The organism is Rickettsiella endosymbiont of Rhagonycha lignosa (genome assembly GCF_964031165.1).
In the GTDB taxonomy this organism is placed as follows: domain Bacteria; phylum Pseudomonadota; class Gammaproteobacteria; order Diplorickettsiales; family Diplorickettsiaceae; genus Aquirickettsiella.
This window is the reverse complement of the sequence record NZ_OZ035011.1, coordinates 449,472-469,934: the sequence shown is the minus strand read 5'-3', so window position 1 is coordinate 469,934 and position 20,463 is coordinate 449,472. Positions and strand designations below refer to the sequence as shown.

Sequence of the window (20,463 nt, the reverse complement as noted above, 5' to 3'; positions counted from 1 at the left end):
ATATTTACCAATAAAGTGAACCTACAAAGAGGAAAATAAGATGAATATGAAAGTTGACCTAGACACGCTTTTAAAACAAGCCCAAGACATGCAGTCCAAGATGCAATCTGCTCAAGCCGAATTAGCACAAATCGTGGTTACCGGAGAAGCAGGTGGCGGTATGGTTAAAGTTGAAATGGATGGCCGACATACGGTGAAGTCCATTTGGCTAGATCCCGCTTCGTTAAAGGAACCGAAAGAATTTGTCGAAGAATTGCTGGTAGGTGCATTTAATGCCGCATTAAAAGAAATTGAACAAGCATCACGTCAAAAATTAAATGACTTAACCAGTCTTATGCAAACTAAATTTAGCAGCGATATCGCAACGACAACAACTGAATAAGTACGCTAAAGAAAATAGGTGTAAATCGATATGGCATTTAGCCCTTTGATCACACAAATGATCGCACAATTTTGTTGCTTGCCAGGAGTAGGACCTAAATCTGCTCAGCGCATGGTCTTTCATTTACTAGAAAGAGCACGCGCGGATGGTTCAGCATTAGCAAAAATTATAGAACAAGCGATTCAAGAAGTTGGAAATTGCGAACAATGTCGAAGCTTAAGCGAAACACCTATTTGTACATTATGTTCAAGCCCAAATCGAGATACTAGTCTACTCTGTGTGGTTGAAACACCGGTTGATGTACTCGCTATCGAGCAAACGGCCAGCTATCGTGGTTATTATTTTGTTCTGATGGGCCGCTTGTCACCACTCGATGGCATAGGCCCTGAAGAGTTAGGTATAAAACATTTTGTTCATCGTATTAATACGCAGCCGCCACAAGAAATTATTTTAGCGACTAATCCCACCGTAGAAGGCGAAGCAACAGCGCACTACCTCACTGAATTGATTAAACAAAAAGGGATTAAGATCAGCCGCATTGCGCATGGTGTTCCATTAGGTAGCGAGCTAGAGTTTATTGATAATCATACACTAGCTCGATCCCTATTTGCACGCGTAACCGTTTAACTTATACCTGACTAAATATAAAAACTTGAATATTCAGATGTGTCGCAGTTTTCATTACGGACGCGGTGATTCTGGCATTTCCTTATTAGAAAATGAATTATCTGCGGCACTATTTGGAAAAAAAATAACGCTTGGACGATTTTGAGAAGATGAAGCACCTAAACTAGCTTGCTGATTTTTAGATTCTGCTTGTATATTGCAAGCTTCATCGAAATTATTAAAACAACCTAATTCTATTAATGAAAACTTTCCTATAGCCCCTTTTATTTTATCACAGTAAAAAACTTCCTTATAAGCAGGATTTTTAATAAAACTTTTTTCTTTAAGACCTAAAGCAAATGCAACAGCTGGAGATGGCATAGCGCCTATAATACATTTAGAATCTAGCTGGGAAATAATAGCATAATCTGGTCCTTCACTAAGTTGTTCACCTTTATAACCAGCTACAAAAATTGGATTATCTAAATTTTCCTGACATAAAGGTATAGTTTGTATATTTTTTTTGCTCGTATCGATCAAATAAATATATCCACATACACCAGCAGAAGTTTGTTCATGTTCGAAACCGGTAAATTCATTTTGACCAGTATCTTCATCAATAATACAATAGGTATTTGACGCACAAATAAAATATGAATGAGATTGAATATAAGGTAAACTTGCCAAAGGACTTTGTTCGTCACACGGCGTAAAACCTGTTTCAAAAACTTTTTTCAAACTGCCTATTAAGTCATCCGAATTGGCAACTTCTCCACGCCATAAAAATCCATTTTTTGGACCAAAAGAAATTATAACCCCATCTGGATTTACATGCGAAATTTCAAAGGGATCTACTAAGAGTTCTGAATCGAAGGCATCCATCATAATTTTTATCCTTATTAACATGGTTAATATCAAACATTAAAAATGTTAACAGAATTAAAAAAAATTGGGAAGGTTAAAGTAACTATTTAAATTTAAAAAAGAAATAAAATTTAAAGATATATTCTCACCTTATTACTTTTTAATTGTTGCTAATAAAGTGAGAATATTAAAAGATGAGCTAAGCTAAAGCTTGTTTAGCTTTTTCTACGAGCTGCGCAAAAGTAGCTTTATCGGTAATAGCTAAATCTGCTAAAATTTTACGATCAACGGCGATTTCGGCTTTGCTAAGACCCGCAATAAAGCGGCTATAAATCATACCATGTTCACGTACTCCGGCATTAATACGTACTATCCACAGTGCACGAAAATCACGCTTCTTTTGCTTTCTATCACGATAAGCGTACTGACCTGCTTTTGTAACTGCCTGCTTCGCTGCTCTAATGACGCGACTACGCGCACCCTTATATCCCTTAGCTGCTTTTAGGATTTTTTTATGTCGGGCTCTTGCAGTTACCCCACGTTTCACTCTTGGCATCGTCTTTAACCTCTTGAATTATCTTTCGTTGTTTTCTATGAACCTTGTAACATACGTTCAACAGCACGTACGTCACTGGGGTTAACTAAATTTGTATGACGCAAGTTACGCTTGCGCTTAGTATCTTTCTTAGTAAGGATATGGTTATGGTGTGATTGCGCACATTTATAACCGTTCGCTGTGGGCTTAAAACGCTTTGCAGCGCCTCGGTGACTTTTTAACTTTGGCATAATAGAGTTTTACTCCGCATTACTTAATTATATTTATACTCTTCGCACTTGAATTTTTGTCTGTGTTGCCGTTCAATTCGCAATCCTCGTGTATATGAATACACTCCGGTTGCTTCATTACCGCGGCGCCTTGTCAAAAATCCCATTGGTATGAGTATCGTTGAGCTACTTAGTTTTTTTTGGGCTAACCACTAACACCATCTGCCGACCTTCCATCTTAGGTTTATCATCGATCACGGCATAAGCAACCAGATCCTTTTCTAAACGTTCGATAAGCTTAGCGCCTAAGTGCAAGTGGGCGATTTCACGACCTCGAAATCGTACCGTAATTTTAGCTTTATCGCCCTGTTGCAGGAAACGTATCAGGTTGCGTAGCTTGACCTGATAATCTCCCTCTTCTGTTACGGGTCGAAACTTAATTTCTTTCAATTGAATGCGCTTTTGCTTTTTCTTTTGCGCTGATTTTTGCTTATTCAATTCAAATACATATTTTCCAAGATTCATAATCCGACAAACGGGAGGAGCAGCTGTCGGTACAATTTCCACTAAGTCAAGACCAGCCTCTTCAGCCTCTCTTAATGCCTTATCTAAAGAAACCACGCCTAACTGCTCACGCTCAGGGCCTATTAACCTGACTTGGGGAGCGCGAATCTCGCCATTAATCCTAACCTTTTTTGCATTGTTGGCCCCTGACCTAGGCTGCCCTGCCCCTCCTGGTCGATGCTGAATAACTTTTTCGGTACTAATAACTATTTCTCCGTATCGATTCGACTTTGCGGCACAATAGCCTGCCGAATCATCTGATAAAACGTATGGACCGACATACTACCCAAATCATCCCCTGTTTGTCTACGTATGGTGACTTGTTTTGTATCGACTTCCTTAGCTCCTATCACAAGTTGATAAGGAACCTTCTGCAAGCTATGTTCGCGAATCTTAAAGCTGATCTTCTCATTTCTCAAGTCCAATTTAATTCTTAGCCCTAAACACTCTAATTCCTGAGCTATTTTTCTGGCGTAATCGTGTTGTTTATCGGTGATAGTCATAATAACCACTTGAATAGGAGCTAACCATAAAGGGAAATGACCCGCATAATGCTCAATGAGTATACCTATAAAACGCTCTATAGAGCCTAAAATAGCTCTATGCAACATAACCGGCGTTTTACGCTCACCTTGCTCGTTTACATATTCAGCACCTAATCGTTCCGGCATAGAAAAATCAACTTGAATGGTGCCGCATTGCCAAATACGGCCTAAACAATCTTTTAAAGAAAATTCAATTTTTGGACCATAGAAAGCCCCTTCACCGGGTGAATAAGTCCATGTTACCCCTTCTCGGGCATCTAAGGCTTGCGCCAAAGCTTTTTCAGCTTTAGCCCAGCTTTCATCTGAGCCAACACGTGCTTCTGGGCGTGTGGCTAATTTCAAAATAACTTCATTAAAGCCAAAATCGGCATAGACGCTATAAAGTAAATCAATAAAAGCCGCTACTTCCGCTTGAATCTGATCTTCGGTACAGAATATATGTGCATCGTCTTGTACAAAGCCACGTACTCGCATTAAACCATGTAATGCACCCGAGGGCTCATTACGATGACAAGAACCAAATTCAGCAAAACGCAGAGGAAGATCGCGGTAACTTTTTATACCTTGATTAAAAACTTGGATATGTCCCGGACAGTTCATCGGCTTAATTGCAAATTCAGTATTTTCCGTAGCTGTGGTAAACATTTCTTTAAAAAATTTATCCCAATGACCTGATTTTTCCCAAAGTTGGCGCGCAAGTAATTGTGGTGTACGTATTTCTTTATAGCCTACTACTTGCAAGCGTGAACGAATGTATTGTTCAATAATTTGATATAACGTCCAGCCATGAGGATGCCAGAACACCATACCTGGCGCTTCTTCTTGGATATGAAATAAATCTAATTGTTTTGCCAATTTGCGATGATCACGCTTTTCAGCTTCTTCTAAGCGATATAAGTAATCTTTTAAATCACTTTCTTTTAACCAAGCAGTACCATAGATACGTTGCAGCATTTCATTTTTAGCATCACCGCGCCAATAAGCGCCTGCAACATGCGTTAATTTAAAGACTTTAAGCTTACCCGTACTGGGGACATGAGGACCACGACACAGATCAAGAAAATCTCCTTCCCGGTATAATGACAATACCTCTTTTTCTGGAATTGCATTAATCATCTCTGCTTTATATTCTTCTCCTAAATCACGGAATAACTTGATAGCTTCGTCTCGAGACATCGTAGATCGTTGTATAGGTAAATCTAGTTTAACCAACTCATGCATTCGCTGTTCTATCTTGATTAAATCATCCGGTGTAAAAGTGTGTGATAAAGCGAAATCATGATAAAATCCATTTTCTATAGCAGGCCCAATAACTATCTGCACAGTTGGAAATAATTGTTTAACCGCATAGGCGAGTAGGTGCGCTGTCGAATGTCGAACAATCACTAGTGATTCAGGATCAGACGAAGTAAGTATTTTTAAATTAATATTTTTTCTAATGGAATAAGATAAATCAACAAGTTGCCCATCGACTTCTGCCGCTATAGCAGATTTTGCGAAACCAGGCCCGATTTGTTCAGCTATTTGATAAATTGTAGCCCCATTAGGAACAGTACGCTGTGTTCCGTCTAATAAGGTAATAATAGGCATAGCTCTTATCCAAAAATAGTTTGGTAGGCACGAGTGGGATCGAACCACCGACCACCACCATGTCAAGGTGGTGCTCTACCACTGAGCTACGTGCCTACAGGTTACAAAGATTTAATCAAAATTAATGGAGGAAGAAAATAACACTCTTGATTTAGAGACGCAACTGCTTAATCAATTCCCATTATTTTTTCTTTAAGTTTTTTTAATTGGTCGCGCACTTCAGCGGCTTCTTCAAACTGCAAGTTTTTTGCGTAATTAAACATTTCGCGTTCAAATTGCTTAATTTTTTTGGCTAGTTCTTCTGGGGATAAAGTCGCATAATAAGCTTGCTCTTCAGCCACTTTTAACAAATGTTGTTTATTCGTTGAAACATCGGATCGCGCTCCCTCAAGAATATCATGCACCGCTTTTGCGATTCCTTTAGGAGTGATGTGATGTTTTTTATTAAAAGCTAGCTGCTTAGTACGACGTCTCTCGGTTTCAGTTATCGCTTTTTGCATCGAGCCAGTTATTTTATCCGCATATAAAATTGCTCGACCGTCGATGTGTCGAGCTGCGCGACCTATCGTTTGAATTAAAGAACGTTCAGAACGTAAAAATCCTTCTTTATCCGCATCCAGGATTGCAACAAGTGCAACCTCTGGCATATCCAGTCCTTCGCGCAGTAAATTAATTCCAACCAAAACATCAAATTTACCTAAGCGCAAATCACGAATAATTTCGACTCGCTCGACCGTATCAATATCTGAATGCAGATAACGTACTTTCACCCCATGTTCGGCAAGGTATTCAGTTAAGTCTTCAGATAAACGTTTTGTTAAGGTTGTAACTAAAACACGTTCGTTTTTTGCAACGCAACGATTAATCTCAGAAAGCAAATCATCAACTTGTGTCGCAACAGGTCTTACTTCAAGCAAAGGATCAACTAAACCTGTGGGCCTGATAACTTGTTCTACCACTGCACCTGAGTGTTCAATTTCATAAATACTCGGCGTTGCAGAAACATAAATAGTTTGAAAGGCTAAATCAGAAAACTCTTGGAACTGTAAGGGCCTATTATCTAAAGCAGAAGGCAACCGAAAACCATACTCGACTAAAGTTTCTTTTCGGGAACGATCACCTTTATACATCGCACCCAATTGTGGAACCGTAACGTGAGATTCATCAATCACCAACAATGCATCTTTCGGCAAATAATCCATTAAAGTAGGCGGCGGTTGCCCTGCATCGCGTCCGGATAAATATCGGGAATAATTTTCTATTCCATTACAATATCCTAACTCTAAAAGCATCTCGATATCAAAACGCGTACGCTGCTCTAAACGTTGAAATTCTACTAATTTATTAGCCGTTTGTAGTTGTGCCAAACGTTCTTTTAATTCAATTTTAATTGATTCAACGGCGTTTAAAATTTTATCTCGCGGCGTTACATAATGAGTTTTTGGATAAATAGTTAAACGCGGTACTCGTCTAAGTAATTCACCCGTTAACGGGTCAAAATAACTAAGATGCTCTATCGTGTCATCCAGTAATTCAATACGTACCGCTTCTTCTGCTGATTCCGCCGGATAAACATCAATCACATCACCACGCACACGGTAAGTAGCCCGACGAAAATCCATGTCGTTACGACTATATTGTAACTCCGTCAAACGCCTTAAAATAAAACGTTGATCGATTTGATCGCCTCGGCGCATATGTAACATCATATCGATGTAAGTATTAGGATCACCTAAACCATAAATAGCAGATACCGTTGCAACAATCACAACATCTCGACGTTCTAACAATGATTTGGTAGCCGATAAACGCATTTGTTCGATATGTTCGTTAACTGCCGCATCCTTTTCAATAAAAGTATCTGTCGTTGGAACATAGGCCTCAGGTTGATAATAATCATAATAAGAAACAAAATATTCCACTGCATTATGCGGAAAAAAACTCCGCATCTCACCATATAACTGCGCTGCCAAGGTTTTATTAGGCGCCAAAATCAGAACCGGGCGCTGAATTTTTTGCATAACATGCGCAATACTAAACGTCTTTCCCGAACCGGTTACACCCAACAATGTTTGGTAGGCTAAGCCCGCTTCCAATCCATGAATCAACTCTTTGATCGCAATGGGTTGATCGCCTGCGGGTTTAAAGTTTGAAGTTAATTCAAAAGGTTTAGACATATAGCCAAAAATCCAATTGTTGTAAGTAATTTCCTAGATGCCGCGCGCTTCGCACTCGCAATGAGGAGTAAGTCATTATTTCCAGAAACACACTTGCTTTATTATTAAGCTCTCACCGATAATAAAGACCCTATTAGCACCAGTTTAGCTTAAGTAGACCTAATCTATGCATATAAATCTCTCGCATCGCGTTTCTCAAATTAAACCTTCACCTACTTTAAGTCTGTCTGCAGCAGCCAATCGACTTAAAGCCAGCGGTAAACCTATCATTAATCTAACCGTAGGTGAGCCTGATTTTGATACGCCTGAACCTATAAAACAAGCGGCTCGCTTAGCTTTAGATGAGGGATACACGAAATACACTGCTGTCGACGGTATCATGCGTTTAAAACAAGCGGTGGTTGATAAATTTAAATTGCAAAACCAACTAAATTACTCATTGGATCAAGTGATTGTTTCGAGTGGTGCTAAACAATCTATTTATAATTTGATGCAATCTTTATTAAATCCAGGTGACGAAGTTATTATCCCGGCACCCTATTGGGTTTCCTACCCAGATATGGCATTACTCGCAGAGGCAAAGCCGGTTTTTATCTCCAGTTCTATTAAGTCTGGCTTAAAAATTACACCCGAGCAATTGGAAACAGCGATTAATGAAAAAACTCGGCTTTTTATAATTAATAGCCCTTCTAACCCTACTGGCATGGTCTACACGCATACAGAACTTAATGAACTGGCTGAAGTTTTATTACGTCACCCATCCGTATTTATACTTACTGATGACATTTATGAGCATATTTATTGGGATAATGTGCCTTTCAAAAATATTCTCAATGTATGTCCGGAACTATATGACAGAACATTAGTTTTAAATGGTTGTTCAAAGGCTTATGCGATGACTGGCTGGCGAATTGGTTATGCGGCTGGACCTAAAAAAGTCATACTCGCCATGTCCAATATACAATCACAAAGTACATCTAATCCTAATTCTATTGCCCAATTTGCAGCTATCGCTGCTTTAACCGGTAATCAAGATTGCGTGCAGGCTATGAATAAGATTTATCATCAACGCCATACATTTTTTTCAGAAGGGCTTAATCAAATTCCTGGAGTGCATTGTTTACTCGCACAAGGAGCCTTTTATTGCTTTCCTTCGTTTCACGCCTTTATTGGAAACGATAAAAAGTTTGCTTCTGATCATGAATTAGCAAATTACTTGCTTAATAGTGCGAACGTCGCTACCGTTCCTGGCTCAGCTTTTGGCGCACCGGGTTATTTACGTCTTTCTTTTGCACTTGATAATGCCAGCCTAGAAAAAGCATTAGTCCAATTAAAAACTGCATTAATGCATCTGACTTAAAGGTCTCGCATTATCCACAACATTTAATGGTGCATCAACCACAACACCTCGTGTTTCTTTGACAAAGACGGCCAATATGGCAGCAATAACAAATGCAACAGGAATAATTGACAACGCATGTTGAAAGCTTTCTATCGAAAAAGCCATTAAATTACCTCTAACATGCGTACCCGTTAGTACATCTAAAGCTTTACCAATTAAAGGCTCAGATAAAGCTCCTCCCAACATAACCAGCAAATTAGTGACAGCAATCGCGGTTCCTGCCAGTCCCTGAACATTCAACTCTCTAGCAATAGGAAAAACAATAATTTGCGCAGAACTACAAAGACCAAAGCTAAATAATAGAACTCCAAGAAAATGATGAGAAATAAAAGGGAAATAAATTAATAAAGTAAACAAACAAGCGCCTAATAAAGCACCGATAATAATGGGACGGCGTCGATTTCCTATTTTATCAGAGATCCAACCTACTAGAGGGCTTCCGATGGCCCATCCTAAAAAAATAAATGAAATATTAAGCGCCGCGGTTGAGTTTGATAAACCATAGGTTCGAATCAAATAAGGAATTCCCCAAACTTCAGCAAATGCAGATAGCGATAAATATAAAAGACTTCCTATGGCCCCTACCAACCACATTTGCGGATTTTTACATAATTTCAACACTGCTTGAAAGAAAGCTTTATAGGTAAGCGCTGATGTAGCAGATTCCTCTGTGCTTTTCATGCCATTGCTTTCGGGGATGATATACCATAAACATACCGTGAGTAATAAGCCTACGGTTGCAGCAATATAGAGTGTTACATTAGATCCTAGAGAAAATACGAGCTTAGATAAAATAATATCACCCGTCATTGCACCTATCATTCCCAGAGAGGTCGCCATGCCGGCAATGAATGCAAAGCGTGAAGGCGGAAACCAGATTGCAGCCAACTTTAATACACCTACAAAAGCAAATGCAGAACCAAATCCCACTAAGAAACGACCCACTTGTGCAGTGGACAGATAATGATGAGCAAATAAATAAGTACCTATAGCACAAACTAAACATGCAAAAGCTAATAGCTTTCGAGGACCAAACCTATCCATCATCATGCCTACGGGTAATTGCATAGGCGTGTATGCGTAGTAGTAAAAAGCAACTAAATTTCCAAATGCTACACCACTGATATTGAACATTTTTAGTAAATCTTCCGTCATCACACTCGGCAAGATTCGCAAAAAATATTCATAACAATAAAAAAAAGCCCCTAAGCCACATACTAACCAGGGAAAAAGGTCAATACGTTTTCTCGGCATAAAATCATACCCCTCAGAAAAATATAAACGAGTATTGGCCTGCGAATTGAAAATTAAAGGTTAATTCTTAAGCAAGCCACCAAAGTTGGATTAATTAAGCAGCTTCTGCTGGGTCAGCCTTATTGGTGACCTTAAGGGTACGTTTGCCGTATTTTTGTTCAAATTTATCTACACGACCACTGGTATCAACAATTCTTTGTTTACCCGAGTAAAAAGGGTGACATTTTGAACATACTTCTATGGCAAGAGCGGGCTCACCTAAAGTAGAACGAGTCTTGAAACTATTACCACAACTACATGTAACTGTAACTATGTTATAGGCTGGATGGATATCTTGCTGCATAATAATTTTTATATCCCTTGAATAGAATGAGCCCGGCATTATAACAGAACAAATTATAAAACAAAATTTTTGGCGGGCAAGCTACTCTAAAAACTCTATTTTTATTAGAAAAAATGTAAGTTATTTTAGTACAATACGGGTATTTTTAGCATACATTGTTGTCCACTATAAAAGCCTATAAGCTAAAGAAAAATTTATCACCCACAAAATTAATGCAACAAGGAGTGTTTAATTGAAAATCTCACCTATTTTAACTAAAAAAAATTGTTTCTTTTTTCTATATGCCAATTTAATACTGATTAGTTGGATTCCAGCAAACAGCTCTGCAGCAACACACGGATTACAAATTTCCTATGGAACAGGGAATCCTGATCATTTAAAAGGATATCGATTCGCTATTCAACAATTTTGGCCATGGGTAGGCTTTCCAAAATCCCGCTTAAACTTAACTGCCTACTGGGATCTGAGCTATGCCAATTGGCATACTAGCCCACCTCTTTCTAATCAGCCTCGTTCTATGAGTATTTTGGCCATATCGCCACTCATACGCTTACAAAGTCGAGAAAATTGGCTATTATCTGCCCAAGCTTATCTCGAGCTAGGAATTGGTGCGAGCTGGCTTTCTAATAATCACTTGGGTCATCGAAATCTGGGCGGTCAATTTGCTTTTCAAGATTTAATGGGCTTGGGTTTACGGTGGCGAAAAAGCACAGCGGCAACATGGTCATTCAGTTATCACTATCTACATTATTCGAACGCCAGTCTATACCCCCCCAATCAAGGCATCGATGTGAAACATTTATTTACGCTGGGTTATGAGTTTTAGAGCTTATTAAAAAACTGTAAAAATTTTTTAATAACTATATTGTAAAATATCATGATCATCTTATACTGCACACAAGCTGTCCTCAACATGCCCACCCAATATCGTCCTTACAAAAAGACGCCAATGAACTAGGGTTCTTTTTTTTTAAGAGGCTATAAAGTAATGGCCAAAAGCAAATTATCATCCGTACATTCACCCATTGAGCATCAAGCACTGCGTGTTTTTACAGAAAAAGCCTATCTTGATTACTCCATGTATGTCATTCTTGATCGAGCTTTACCGCATATCGGTGATGGTCTAAAACCTGTACAGCGACGCATTATTTATGCCATGTCTGAATTAGGTTTAACCGCACTCGCAAAATATAAAAAATCAGCGCGCACAGTCGGTGATGTTTTAGGTAAGTTTCATCCACATGGTGATGGCCCCTGTTATGAAGCCATGGTGTTAATGGCGCAAAATTTTTCGTATCGTTACCCTCTGATTGATGGGCAGGGGAACTGGGGTTCTCAAGATGATCCCAAATCTTTTGCCGCCATGCGTTATACCGAATCACGCTTAACACGTTATGCCCAAGCCCTGCTCAACGAACTGTCGGATGGAACGGTTGATTGGGTGCCTAATTTTGACGCTACACTGGAAGAACCTAAACTATTACCAGCTCGCTTACCTAATATTTTATTAAATGGTGGCTCAGGTATTGCAGTCGGCATGGCGACGGATATCCCTGCACACAACCTTAGCGAAGTAATAAGCGCTTGTATTCGTTTATTAGACGAACCCGATACCACTTTGGCAGAGCTTTGTGAACTAGTTATCGGACCAGACTTCCCTTCCGCAGCAGAAATAATTACTCCTCGTGCTGAGATTTGTAATATTTATCAACAAGGCCAAGGTGTCATTCGAGCGCGCGCTGTTTACATAGAAGAAAAAAACCAAATTGTTATTACCGATCTACCTTATCAAGTATCTGGCGCAAAAATTATTGAACAGATTGCTGAACAAATTCGCGATAAAAAATTACCGCTGATAGAAGATTTACGTGATGAATCGGATCATGAAAATCCAACCAGACTTGTGATTGTACCTCGATCGAATCGAGTTGATACCGACACCTTGATGACACATTTATTTGCAACAACAGATTTAGAACGCAGTTATCGTATTAATCTTAATATGATAGGTCTTGATGGACGTCCTAAGGTAAAAAATCTGCTCGTCATATTAAAAGAATGGCTAGAATACCGACAAGCTACCGTAAGAAAACGTTTAGAGTTTCATCTAAATAAAATTTTACATCGACTTCATCTTCTAGAAGGCTTTTTGATTGTCTATTTGCATATCGATGAAGTCATAAAAATTATACGGCAATACGATGATCCAAAAATTCGGTTGATGAATCGTTTCAAATTAAGTGAAACTCAAGCCGATGCCATTTTGGAAATCCGTTTACGCCAACTCGCCAAACTAGAAGAAATTAAATTACAAACGGAACAAGGAAACTTGAGCGCTGAACGTGACAAAATTCAGAAAACTTTATCTTCTAAAGCGCAATTGAAACGCCTTATTCGAACAGAATTACAAGAAGACGCCAAGCTGTACGGTGACCCTCGCAAATCACCATTGGTTGAACGTAGCGCTGCACAAGCCCTACAAAAAACCGAAATAATTCCTTCCGAGCCCATGACAGTCATCTTGTCGACTAGAGGTTGGATCCGCGCAGCAAAAGGTCATGATTTTGATGTCAGTGGTTTAGCATTTAAAGCGGGTGATTCTTTAAAAGCGACTATACTTGGCCGCAGTAATCAATTAATTGCTTTCATCGATTCAACCGGACGTAGTTATTCAACATCAATACATACGCTTCCTTCGGCTCGTAGTTCCGGAGAACCCTTAACAAGTCGCTTTAATCCTCCAGCAGGAGCAAATTTTGAAGAGATGATAACCGGAGATCCTGAACAGTCTGTGTTAGTCGGTGCTGATGCTGGCTACGGATTTATTACACAATTATCCGAACTGTATTCTAAAAATCGTAATGGCAAAGCATTGTTAAAATTGTCTCCTCATGCGCATGTTCTACCTCTATTGATGGTTAATCACATTGACTCCAGCTATATTGCCTTAGCTACGAATACGGGATACTTATTAATTATTTCTGCACAAGAATTACCGATATTGGCCCGCGGTAAAGGGAATAAAATGATACAAATTCCTCCAAAAAAACTCGAGCTACGTGAAGAATTTATAAGTAAAATAGTAATTTTACCGACAAAAAATAGTAAGTTGGTGTTAATTTCAGGAAAAAAACAATTTATTTTAAAAGGGTCGGATTTGGCAAATTATATCGGAAAAAGAGGTCAACGCGGCCATAAATTACCACGCGGTTTGCAAAAATTAGACGCACTAACAGTCGACTTAACTTGATTTAATGGTTAATTATAATAATGAATAAAAATATAAATTATTGTTGGTTTTTTTTACTTGCTGCTTTTTGGAGTGGTTCATTTGTTGGTATTAAAGCCGTAGTATTACACGTTCCTCCTTTCTTTGGCGCAATGCTACGCGTAGGTTTAGCATTAATATTCTTAAGTCTTATTTTTTATTTCTTAAAAAAAAGCGTAACCGTTCCTTTTAATCTGCGTTGGCGTATTTGGATCATGGGACTTTTCTCTCAAGGACTTCCTTTCTTCTTCTTATTTTACGGTGAACAGCATATCTCTTCCGGTTTAGCGGGGATTTTAAATGGAACTGTACCGATTTGGACATTAATATTTAGTTTAATTTCTCCCAAAACCAGAAATTTTTCTTTTTTAAAATTCATCGGTTTACTCACAGGTTTATTAGGTATTTGTATTATTTTTTGGCCTTTACTGAATTTTAATTCTGCACATTCTGCCTTGTTAGGCACCGCTTCGTTATTACTGATGGCTATCAGTTATTCAGTCGGTAATTTACTGAACCAACATATGTTATCCGGTCAAACTAAATTAGACTTTTACGCCAATATCTATCATCAGCATTGGGCCAGCCTTATCTTTCTTACACTAGTATCACTGCTATTCGAGCATTGGCCAAGTAGTAGTTTATTATTGCATACGCCCATTATCTGGGTGGCCAGTGTTTATATGGGTTTATTTTCCACTGCAATTGCTTGGATTATTTATTATTATTTAATTCGTGAATGGGATGCGGTACGAGCGAGTGCGGTGATGTATGTAATTCCTATCTTAGCTATATTTTGGGATTTTATTTTTTTCCACAATCGCCCGCAATGGACTGAAGGCTTAGGGGTCATTGCCATTTTACTTGGTGTCGTGTTAATACAATTTCCTAAAAATTTACCAAAATCATTTCGGGTTAAATAAAATACTCATAGCTATTTAAAATACAGCTAGAAGGCAGAAGTCAAAATAAAAACCTAATTTCGGCTGGAATTTAAAACTTTACCTCCTAGCTGTTCATTTTAATTAAAGATAATCATTAACTAAAAAGGTTTAACCGTTGTATTAAATTCATAGTTATTTATAGATTCAACCATCCTATCTTCTTGCTCGCGTCTTTCAATTTGGCTAATATTAATACTATGGTTTTTTCGGGGTATGTTAAATAACGCCGGTACCAAACTTAACGCTTGCGAAGCATTGGAGTGATTCATTCCCATACTCCCAACAGAAATTGAACTCAAATTAAATGGACTAACCAGGGATTGAGGAGCTTGTAAATGATTCTGAAAAAACCCAGTTGCACTTACCAAAGGATTTAACGAATCATTTAATCCCTGCATATCAAAAGCATCTTTTACTGGTGTTTGTTGAAGTTTAGAAAAATGACGTGCTTTTTTCTTTGATCGTTTCACTTTTTTTTGCTTAGGATAAGCTTCAGGTAAAGTTGAATTAGCTAATAAATCCTCATTTTGTTTTAAGACATACCGACCTAATTCTTCAGGTTTATCTTGATGAATTTGATGTACATGGACATTACTTCGGGGCTTGGCAGGATCTATTTTTGCCCCTAATTGAAGTAAATTTTCCACTAAATTGTTATCTTCCATTTCCATGGCTAAATCGAGAGGAGTATTTCCATCATCATTTTTTTCTTCTAAATCAAGCTTTCGGAAATAAAATAAATATTTAATTAACTTAAGAAGATCATTTGAATTATCTAAATCATGATAATGTAGGACAGCTAAATGTAGCAATGTATTATTGTTTTTATCTTTAATAGTCGATAGATCTATTTCTTTCTCATGAGCAATGTAATCAATAATTTTTAGATAACCATTCTTAGCAGCTATCATAAAAATATTATTACCTTCATTGTCATGCACAGCTATGTCTGCACCCTTAATAACAAAAAATTTCACTATATTTAAATGATTATTTTTAGCCGCAGAAAGCAAAGAAGTATTTCCATTTAGATCTTTTTCTTCTAAAGAAAGCCCTTTTTTAAAAAAAATTTCACTAATTTTAAATCATCATTCCATGCTGCCGCATGCATTAAAGTTTGATCATAAATATCTTTAGTTTTAATATCAGCTCCCTGTTCCATTAAATATTCTACAATTGATGATTGACCAAGCCAGGTCGCATAATATAGTGGGGTACTCCCAAATTTATTTTTAGCTTCTAATAAGTAGGGATGCCGCTTAATTAATTTATCAATCTTATTCAGATCTCCTTGAGCAGCAGCAAGATGTAATAGCGTATTATCATTTTCATCTTGTACATGTAAATTGATATTGCGAGGCAGAACTATTTGGCTTTTATTAATTGCATTAGTTATTCTATTAAATTCCATTATTTTTTACTCCTTTTATTTTTAATAAAAAAGCAGCTTAATATTTTTTAACAGGAAATTAAGCTCTCGATATCATTGATTACCTATTATTTTGGATAAAATCAAATTCCCTTTTTTATCATTCTTATTTAAAAAGAATTAATTAAATCAATCCGAAAAACTACTTCGGAAGAGAATGAGAATATTTAATCGCTAAAATCTGTTGTAAATGACTAGCAAAGGTTTGACTTTCTTCTTGTCCAATTATTCTAGAATCCGTTAATTCTTGTCCATTCGGCGCAAAAAATAAAAAGGTCGGTGGTGCAATCACATGGAATTGACGTTCTAAAGCCTTATCCGTATCATCATTGGCCGTGACATCCGCTCTTAATAAAATGAAATGTGACATTAGGGACTTAACTTGTGGAGCCGTAAAAACTACACGCTCCATTTCCTTACAAGATATACACCAATTAGCATAAAAATCGACTAGTACGGGTTTATTTTGTTGTTTTGCTTGTTTTAAGACTAAATTTAAATCAGAAATACTTTTAATTGTCTGAAAGTTACTTGTTTCTGAGCTGACTACTTGATCGGGATGAAGTAGACGAAAAGGTCGGGAATTGCTAGGGATGATTCGTGCCAACAACCACACCGCCATAGCCAACATCATTATGCCTAAGACGATTTTAATTCCATTCATCCAAGGACCTGATTTAGGCAACCATTTACCTGCTGAAGTCCCAATAATTAACAAAGGAACGCCAGACCCCAAACCTAAAACAAATAATGCAATACCTCCTAGTATGGCATTACCGGTATTGCCAATATAAGTTAATACGCCAACTAAAGGGGCTGTTATACAAGGTGATATAACTAACGTAGACAAACAGCCCATCAAGGCCACACCAACGTAATTTCCACCCTGCTGACGATTAGTAATATGGATCAGTTTTTCGTGCCAACTCGTTGGTAAACGTAACTCATAGAAACCAAATAACGAAAAAGCTAAGCCTACAAACAATGCACAAACAATGATAATTACCCAAGGACTTTGTAAGAATGCTTGTAGATAACTACCTGCTAAACCAGCAAAAACCCCTGCCACAGCGTAGGTAAATGCCATAGCCAGAACATAAGTTATTGATAAACTAAACGCTTTAACCGTCGTTAATTGCTTTTGCCCTAAAATGATAGCCGATAACACAGGAATCAACGGCAATACACAAGGCGTCAACGATAATAATAAACCAAATCCAAAAAAACTAATCAGTGTCCAAAAAATATTATGACTTGCTAATAAGCTTAAGATTTTACTTTGTTCGCTAGCCGTTTTTATAACTTGGCCTTGATTGTTTACCAATGAATTCTGCCCTACATCTGTAGAATTTTGATTAATTCCGCTAGCAGACATTCCAGAACGGGTTAGTATTAAGTGTTTAACTACAGGCGGATAACAAAAACCTGCTACAGCGCAACCTTGATAGTGGATTTCTATCTCAAGATGTTGATCAGGAAGAGGGTGTATATATTTTAATAACGTCACCACATGTCCCTGATAGACTTCATATTTTCCAATAAATTGATTATGTTTAATTATCCCTTTAGGAAAAACCACTGAATTTATACCTAGGGGTGTACTTTGGAAGTGTATTTTATCTCGGTAAAGATAATAACCGGGCTTGATAGTCCAGCGTGCAGTCAATGTTTTATTATTTAAACGCTGTACTGAGACTTGAAAAACCTGATCCACAGGTAAAGCTTGTTGAGTAGCATAAGCAGGCAATATTCCTGTCCCGAAGCTCAGCCCAAATACCAATACTATTAAAAACTTAGTAAAATTTAACAAAATATATCTTCCTTTAAGATAGATATGCATATCAAACCCCATATATTAAATAGACCTATCCAGGCAATTTTTCTAGGCTAGATCGCCATTTTGCATAATGATCATCCTAAAGACGCGGTTTTTCTGCATTAATGTGCGAAACATTTAAGAATAATTAGGGCTTGGCTTTACTTAGTGGCTAAGAAATTCAAAAAATCCGCCAAAAGACGCTTGTCGCAACCTCTTAGCTACTATATCATGGAAACTCCTCTGACCTAGTCAAGTCTCAAAGGATAATGTATATGCAAAATGCACTCGATCAACTTCCTGTTCTACCTATGGTTGCTAGCACTGGCGCACCTCAGCAGCCGCTAAAAACTTATGTCGAACAGGCTTTAGAAAATTACTTTTCGCAATTAGATGGAAACTCACCTTCTAATCTTTATGGTCTTGTTTTAGCCGAGGTGGAATCACCCATGTTAGAAGTGGTATTACGCCAAACTCGCGGAAACCAAACCAAAGCAGCGAAAATGTTAGGTATCAGTCGCGGTACTTTACGTAAAAAACTAAAACAATGCGACCTTTGCTAGATCAAAAAACCACTAAATAAACCTTTCGTGCATTTATAAAAAAAAATAACAACAATAAAAAAAAATGTCCTTAACAACAAGAAAAATTTATTTTAATTGGATATTTTGGTTTTTCATTGGAAATACCTTATTATTTTGGGGGATTGGCTTACATTATCTTGCCATTATTATCCCCTTTCATTTATCGGTTTCGACCCTGCCTAATCAGCTACTAGCGTGCTTGTTTTTATTCAGTGCATTTTTGGGTCAACTCGGTTTTTTTGCTTGTGTTGCTGCTATTATTCCCATTCTTCTTGTCATTCTTTATCCTAGAAAAAAGCTCATACTTTCTGTCTCAGTCATTATAGGTTTTTTATTCGCTTATTTACTTAGCGTAGACACGTTTGTATTTGGCCAATACCACTTTCATTTAAATGGCGTTATTTGGAAATTATTGACAGGAGGAGAAGCCAGCGAAGTGTTTGATCTTTCTTGGCTGGAATGGCTTTCGATAGGATTATTATCTGGCTTTTTATTTGTTTTAGAAATAGGTTTAGCCCTGTTCATATGGAAAAAATTACGTCATAAAACTTACGTCTTACATTACCCTGTTGCAATGCTAGCTTGTCTTTTATTTTCTTACTATATGCTAGCCATATTAATCAAAAGTTCCACCGCGTTAGCGCTTAACCAGCAAGCTTATGCAATACCCCTCTATTATGAAGTTTTAGCCAAATTATTACCTGGCCAACAAGCCCTTTCTCATTTAGAGAGTCTTTATCGTTCAGACTTTGTAGAAATTAATCATGCTAATCAAAAACTTGACTACCCTCTGCATCCTCTAGTTTACAAATCACATAAAAAACCGATTAATATCGTTTTTATTCTGATAGACAGCTGGCGTTTTGATATGTTGAGTGCTGCCAATACCCCGAATATTTATCGTTTTGCTCAACAGAGTTGGCAATTTCAACAACATTTCAGCGGCGGAAATGGAACTCAGCCCGGCCTATTTTCTTTGTTTTATAGTTTACCGGCTACTTATTGGGCAGCCACTATTAATCAGCATAAAAGCCCATTATTTATGGATAAACTGCTCGTTGAAAATTACCATATGGGCATTTTCGCTAGCGCTTCACTACTCGCGCCCCCTTTTAACCTAAATGTATTTGCGAAAATAAAAAATTTAAAAACCTCAACAATAGGGTATACCCCTTACGATAGAGACAAACAGATTACAAAAGAATTTAAGCAATTTATAACACAAACCCCTTCGCCCTTTTTTAGCTTTGTATTTTATGATGCCGCGCATAGTTTCTGCATTGGGGATAGTCCAATACATATTTTTCAACCCAGCATAGCGGTTTGTGATCGCTTAACTTATACTAGCCATACTAATCCAAGCCCCACCTTTAACCGTTATAAAAATGCCTTATATTACATTGATAAACTAGTGGGTGAAGATCTAGCTTTACTTAAAAAACGACATTTATTAGATAATACTTTAGTTCTTATAACTGCCGATCATGGTAATGAGTTCAATGATAATCATCAAGGTTATTGGGGGCATGCCAGTAATTTCACTCGTTACCAAACTCAAGTCCCTTTAATTATTCATTGGCCAGGCCAAAAACCGCAGTTAGTTAAACATATGACTAGTCATTACGACGTAATACCCACTTTACTCAGCCGAATCTTTAGTTTGCAAAATCCCATAACTGACTACAGTATTGGTCAATCATTGTTTAATAAAAAAGCGCCTGCTTTTTTATTAATTCATAGTTATACCAATTTAGGTCTGGTGAATGGTAAAGAAATTATCACCATTTTCCCTTCAGGTTATTATCAAACACAAAACCTCCAAGCTAAGTTGTTGCCTAATGAGGCATTACCGATGAAAAATGCCTTAGCCGCCTTAGGCTTAACTCAACGCTATTACTCTAAAGATAAAAAATAAGTTTTTTCTAGGTTT

At 37.6% G+C, this 20,463-nt stretch carries 19 protein-coding genes and 1 tRNA gene; 8 read left to right on the top strand and 12 right to left on the bottom strand.

Translation table 11 applies throughout. The features are described 5' to 3' along the window. Positions 1-40: 40 nt before the first annotated feature. A complete protein-coding gene (locus AAHI99_RS02185; RefSeq protein ID WP_342228047.1) occupies positions 41-382 on the top strand; it encodes a YbaB/EbfC family nucleoid-associated protein in 342 nt (113 codons plus the stop codon). Between the two features lie 30 nt (positions 383-412). Beyond that, a complete protein-coding gene (gene recR, locus AAHI99_RS02180) occupies positions 413-1,009 on the top strand; it encodes a recombination mediator RecR (protein ID WP_339051116.1) in 597 nt (198 codons plus the stop codon). A 54-nt stretch (positions 1,010-1,063) separates the two neighbouring features. On the opposite strand, the gene AAHI99_RS02175 is transcribed toward recR, so the two are convergent. The 7 genes from AAHI99_RS02175 to uvrB form a co-directional block, all read right to left on the bottom strand. Beyond that, positions 1,064-1,873, bottom strand: a complete 810-nt coding sequence (locus tag AAHI99_RS02175; protein WP_342228046.1) for a hypothetical protein — start codon at positions 1,871-1,873, stop codon at positions 1,064-1,066. 178 nt (positions 1,874-2,051) lie between these two features. After that, positions 2,052-2,408, bottom strand: a complete 357-nt coding sequence (gene rplT, locus AAHI99_RS02170; RefSeq protein ID WP_342228045.1) for a 50S ribosomal protein L20 — start codon at positions 2,406-2,408, stop codon at positions 2,052-2,054. Positions 2,409-2,443: 35 nt separating this feature from the next. Further along, positions 2,444-2,638, bottom strand: coding sequence for a 50S ribosomal protein L35 (gene rpmI, locus AAHI99_RS02165; RefSeq protein WP_339051108.1), 195 nt, complete (start codon positions 2,636-2,638; stop codon positions 2,444-2,446). A gap of 165 nt (positions 2,639-2,803) precedes the next feature. Continuing rightward, positions 2,804-3,367, bottom strand: coding sequence for a translation initiation factor IF-3 (gene infC / locus AAHI99_RS02160; protein ID WP_425288729.1), 564 nt, complete (start codon positions 3,365-3,367; stop codon positions 2,804-2,806). A 20-nt stretch (positions 3,368-3,387) separates the two neighbouring features. Beyond that, entirely contained in the window at positions 3,388-5,316 is a 1,929-nt protein-coding gene (gene thrS, locus AAHI99_RS02155; RefSeq protein WP_342228044.1) for a threonine--tRNA ligase, read from the bottom strand. A gap of 21 nt (positions 5,317-5,337) precedes the next feature. After that, positions 5,338-5,412, bottom strand: a tRNA-Val gene (locus AAHI99_RS02150). Between the two features lie 71 nt (positions 5,413-5,483). Beyond that, positions 5,484-7,493 carry an excinuclease ABC subunit UvrB gene (uvrB, locus tag AAHI99_RS02145; RefSeq protein ID WP_342228043.1) on the bottom strand — a complete coding sequence of 670 codons (2,010 nt, stop codon included), beginning with the start codon at positions 7,491-7,493 and terminating at the stop codon, positions 5,484-5,486. Positions 7,494-7,659: 166 nt separating this feature from the next. Between uvrB and AAHI99_RS02140 the strand changes: the two genes are divergently transcribed. Then, on the top strand, positions 7,660-8,853 hold the full coding sequence (locus AAHI99_RS02140; protein WP_342228042.1) for a pyridoxal phosphate-dependent aminotransferase: 1,194 nt from the start codon (positions 7,660-7,662) through the stop codon (positions 8,851-8,853). Here the strand turns inward: AAHI99_RS02140 and AAHI99_RS02135 are convergent. Then, the gene (locus tag AAHI99_RS02135; protein WP_342228041.1) at positions 8,836-10,149 is read right to left on the bottom strand and encodes an MFS transporter; all 1,314 of its coding nucleotides are present in this window, start codon (positions 10,147-10,149) and stop codon (positions 8,836-8,838) included. The two genes, AAHI99_RS02140 and AAHI99_RS02135, sit on opposite strands and share 18 nt — an antisense overlap. Before the next feature lie 94 nt (positions 10,150-10,243). After that, complete coding sequence (gene rpmE / locus AAHI99_RS02130; protein ID WP_342228040.1) at positions 10,244-10,492, bottom strand: 50S ribosomal protein L31; 249 nt, start codon at positions 10,490-10,492, stop codon at positions 10,244-10,246. Positions 10,493-10,724: 232 nt separating this feature from the next. Between rpmE and AAHI99_RS02125 the strand changes: the two genes are divergently transcribed. The 3 genes from AAHI99_RS02125 to AAHI99_RS02115 all read left to right on the top strand — a co-directional run bounded on the left by AAHI99_RS02125 (position 10,725) and on the right by AAHI99_RS02115 (position 14,683). After that, positions 10,725-11,318, top strand: a complete 594-nt coding sequence (locus AAHI99_RS02125) for an acyloxyacyl hydrolase (RefSeq protein ID WP_342228039.1) — start codon at positions 10,725-10,727, stop codon at positions 11,316-11,318. Between the two features lie 162 nt (positions 11,319-11,480). Beyond that, positions 11,481-13,742, top strand: a complete 2,262-nt coding sequence (gene parC / locus AAHI99_RS02120; RefSeq protein ID WP_342228038.1) for a DNA topoisomerase IV subunit A — start codon at positions 11,481-11,483, stop codon at positions 13,740-13,742. 20 nt (positions 13,743-13,762) lie between these two features. Continuing rightward, positions 13,763-14,683 (top strand): DMT family transporter, encoded by a 921-nt coding sequence (locus AAHI99_RS02115; protein ID WP_342228037.1) that lies wholly within the window; start codon positions 13,763-13,765, stop codon positions 14,681-14,683. 119 nt (positions 14,684-14,802) lie between these two features. Here AAHI99_RS02115 and AAHI99_RS02110 read toward each other — a convergent pair whose 3' ends face one another. The 3 genes from AAHI99_RS02110 to dsbD form a co-directional block, all read right to left on the bottom strand. Then, a complete protein-coding gene (locus AAHI99_RS02110) occupies positions 14,803-15,717 on the bottom strand; it encodes an ankyrin repeat domain-containing protein (RefSeq protein ID WP_342228036.1) in 915 nt (304 codons plus the stop codon). 29 nt (positions 15,718-15,746) lie between these two features. Further along, entirely contained in the window at positions 15,747-16,115 is a 369-nt protein-coding gene (locus AAHI99_RS02105) for an ankyrin repeat domain-containing protein (protein ID WP_342228035.1), read from the bottom strand. A gap of 160 nt (positions 16,116-16,275) precedes the next feature. Beyond that, positions 16,276-17,973, bottom strand: a complete 1,698-nt coding sequence (gene dsbD / locus AAHI99_RS02100) for a protein-disulfide reductase DsbD (RefSeq protein ID WP_342228034.1) — start codon at positions 17,971-17,973, stop codon at positions 16,276-16,278. A gap of 251 nt (positions 17,974-18,224) precedes the next feature. Here dsbD and fis point away from each other — a divergent pair, with 251 nt between their 5' ends. Then, complete coding sequence (fis, locus tag AAHI99_RS02095; RefSeq protein WP_342228033.1) at positions 18,225-18,512, top strand: DNA-binding transcriptional regulator Fis; 288 nt, start codon at positions 18,225-18,227, stop codon at positions 18,510-18,512. A gap of 64 nt (positions 18,513-18,576) precedes the next feature. Further along, complete coding sequence (locus AAHI99_RS02090; protein ID WP_342228032.1) at positions 18,577-20,448, top strand: DUF3413 domain-containing protein; 1,872 nt, start codon at positions 18,577-18,579, stop codon at positions 20,446-20,448. Positions 20,449-20,463: the final 15 nt, after the last annotated feature.